Origin of the sequence: Anaerotruncus sp. G3(2012) (assembly GCF_000403395.2) — a bacterium.
GTDB lineage: Bacteria > Bacillota > Clostridia > Oscillospirales > Ruminococcaceae > Anaerotruncus.
On the sequence record NZ_KE159669.1, the window covers coordinates 6,454 to 9,849 of the forward strand.

At 47.8% G+C, this 3,396-nt stretch carries 4 protein-coding genes; all 4 read left to right on the top strand.

Going from position 1 to position 3,396, the window contains the following annotated elements; genetic code table 11:
• A partial coding sequence (locus tag C814_RS13740; RefSeq protein ID WP_016318071.1) for a hypothetical protein occupies window positions 1-828 on the top strand: 828 nt, incomplete at its 5' end.
• A 162-nt stretch (window positions 829-990) separates the two neighbouring features.
• Window positions 991-1,245, top strand: a complete 255-nt coding sequence (locus C814_RS13745; RefSeq protein WP_016316294.1) for a hypothetical protein — start codon at window positions 991-993, stop codon at window positions 1,243-1,245.
• Window positions 1,245-2,108 (top strand): hypothetical protein, encoded by an 864-nt coding sequence (locus C814_RS22355; protein WP_016318072.1) that lies wholly within the window; start codon window positions 1,245-1,247, stop codon window positions 2,106-2,108. Before C814_RS13745 ends, C814_RS22355 begins: the two co-directional genes overlap by 1 nt.
• A 545-nt stretch (window positions 2,109-2,653) precedes the next feature.
• Window positions 2,654-3,396: replication initiation factor domain-containing protein (locus C814_RS13750; RefSeq protein WP_016318073.1), on the top strand; the 743-nt coding region annotated here is incomplete at its 3' end.

Below are 3,396 nucleotides of genomic sequence, written 5' to 3' on the forward strand. Positions count from 1 at the left end.
GGGTCTACCATGGCGATTGGCATTTTCCAGATCGCCGGGTATGGGCTGCCAGATGGCGATATGTCTCTATATGAGCAGGCGTTTAATGCTACTGGTACCAATCGTGGGATGTTGACCTATACGAGCGGTAACACCCTGAGCCAAGGCAATCCGGCAATCATGATGTTTCTTTTCGATGCTTCGCGGGATAGGCTTAAAGTAGATTTTTCGGGAGGGGAGATGCTTTGTCGGGAGCAGTTGCACGCAGATGTATTTATTTTTCATTATCCGACGCTTAAATTTATGCAACACGCCAATATATCGACTATTCCCAGTGCAAAAATGCCGTTGGGTAAGATCATCCGTACTGCGATCACGCTTGATGTGTTATCAGATGATGGCAGTGATTGCCGGGTTGATGTACCAGCGGAGAGATGGACGATCATTGATGATCGACAGACTACCTCTGAGAGTAGCGGTATTATGGGTTGGCTTAATGGGTTTTGGGATAAGCTTGTAAGTTTGATCGTCCCGGACGCTGGTTACTATGAGCAGTGGTATCAGGAGATCAAATCCGCTGCTGATGATAAGTTTGGCGGCTTATCCCAGCTCTATGAGATCATGCGGGATGCATTTGCACAGCTACAGGATGACAACATTGTAACTACTAATTTGTGGTGGCATATCGACGCTAACGAGATGTTTGCAGGGTCTCCGGCCATCAAGGTTGACGTGATTGAGTACGCCCGGCCATATTTTAAATGGTTAAAACCGGTCTTGACAATGATTATTTTGGTCTATACGGCCATTGCTTGTTATCGTCGTATCGTGGTTTTGTTTGAGCAGTAAGGAGATGTTTTTTTGGATAGGTTTATACGATTTTTGCGGTTGTATGCAGATAGCTTACTTTTCTTCTGGCGGTTTTTCTATGGCTTCTTTAGCCTGGTCTTTTTCTTCTGGCATTTTTTCTGGATGGTTTATATTTTATCAATGCATGGGTGAGGTGCTTTTATGATTGTCAAATTGTTAATGGAGCTTTTAAAGGCATTGATTTTGTTTGTCCTTAGTTTGTTTCCCAGGCTGCCGGATTTTGCTTTTATGCGGGATTATGTCCAGTCCTTTGTCGATCTGATACACGCTGCCAACCTCGCTGTCTCTATCCCTGTTGTGGGTACTTGTTTGCTGCTTATTATTATCTGCTACAACCTGCGGGCGATTTGGTCGGTCATTATGTGGGTAGTCCGCAAAATTCCGGGGGTGTCTTAATGGCTAATGTGGATATGTTTGCAATCGCGGTCAAGATTTTTGGTCCAGTGGTTTCCGGCATTTTGTCTTTCATTGGCTCTCTTTTCGGGCTGGCGATACTTGGGGTTGTCCTGTTTTTTGTGGTGTTTATCGTCAGATATCGTATTTATGGCGAGTACCTTACCGCCGATCGGCTCGAGTCTCTCGAGATTTCCTTCCGTCCTTACGATTTTTTGCGCTGGAAGGTTTGGGACTTTCTCACCCGGCAGGCCCGGACGGATGTCTTTGACTACTTCGGATTTACTATCTTCGTCGGCCGACAGGGGAGCGGTAAAACAATCTCCATGGTGCATTATCTGGACATGGTGCACCAGCGGTTTCCGGACGCTCTGATCGTCACCAATTTTGCCTATGCCAACGCAACGCACGTAATGTCAAGTTGGCAGGATTTTTTTGATATCCGAAATGGGGAACAGGGGGTCGTTTTTGCGATTGACGAGATTCACGGCGAGTACTCTGCAAAAGAGTGGCAAAACTTTCCCGAAGCGTTGTTGTCTCAGATCAGCCAGCAGCGCAAGCAGCGTGTCAAGATCATAGCATCCGCCCAAGTTTATAATCGAGTGGTTAAGCAAATACGGGAGCAGGCGTTTAGCGTTATGGTCTGCCGGACGTTTTGCGGCCGTCTTACCTGGTATCGGGAGTACGACGCAGCTGAGTATGACACGTCGGGAGACAGCGCCTACAGTGTTAAAAAGAGATGCAAGCCAATCCGCACCTGCTATTTTGTGCAATCTAATCGGCTGCGATCTAGCTATGATACGTTTGAGGTAATCGAGCGTCTTAAGGGGCGCGAGTTTATTCCGCGTGACCAGCGAGGACATTAGTATTTTCTGCTGGTTTACATACCTACTATGGCTCTGCCCGGCGGCATGGCTTCTGTTCTTCACTTTCTTTGCAGGTTTTGCCAAGGGAATTCTTGTCAGTCTCTACAAAGTGAGGGGCGAACGGTACCCTAAAAAAATAATTTATTATTCTCTCTCTCAATTGAGCGGGTGAATTCCCACAGTCATGGTAAAGTGGGATATCTTTGATATTCCACTTTTCCTTGTCGGTGGGAAGAGGGCGGCAGCCCTCTAGTAGAGGGGGTCGGAACTGTTAAATATTTGCTAATATTTAACAGTTCCAATGCCCTTAGTAGCGGTGTTGGAAAGTTGGAATCTTTGATTTCAACTTTTCAATCGCCGAAAAAAAGGGGGGCAGCCGGGAAAGGAACCGCCGGGCAGAGCCATATAATGGTAAATCCAGCCGGAAAAAGAACTTGTTGCGGGTAGTGCGGCAGGCTTAAGCCCCCGTCTTGTAGCACGGGGGCACAAACAACAGAGGTCTTGTCTATAGACCAGCTTACAATGCACATTTAGGAGGGATTTGCTTGCAACCAAAAATCTTAGTAGATTACCTGACATTTACGGTTGGTGCACGTTGTTACCTTGAGCAGTGGGGGGAGGATGTGGACGGTCTCGAGTATCTTGCAGATACCGATGTGCTCACTAGTCTTTGTCACGATTGGCATTTTGGCAATCTACAGCTGATGGCGCGAAAGGGGTTGTACGGCTATATGTATGCTTACGTCGGCGGGGGTATTACGCTTGCCTGGGGCGGCTGCGACACGGTCTTAATCCAGTTATCCGGCCAGGGTTGCCGCCTGTATGAGACATTGTATCCAGATTTGGACTGGCTCACTCTCATCCAGCAGATACGGGCGTACAAAGTACATAATATTTCGCGGCTAGACATAGCTTGTGACACCTTCGGGCAACTCTCCATGGATAATCTAATTAAGTACACCTTTGCAGGGCGCTATGTCTCCCGGTTTAGGGATTATCTGGTCAGTATCGGCACCAAGGAGAGGTCTATTATCTGGGGCGCGCCATCCAGCCGGATGCGTCTTAGGATATACGACAAGACCATGGAGCGGTTACGCGCTGGCCGATCGGCGGCTGATGTGCCGGATAATTGGATACGTCTCGAGTATCAGTTGCGGGATGACGCGGCAGACAGCTTTATTTTTGCTTGGAGATCTACCGGCAGTATCTCCGCTGCATACTTTGGGATCATGTCCAATCAGCTGCGGTATGTCAAGTCCAAAGATGAGGACAACCCCCAACGATCTGT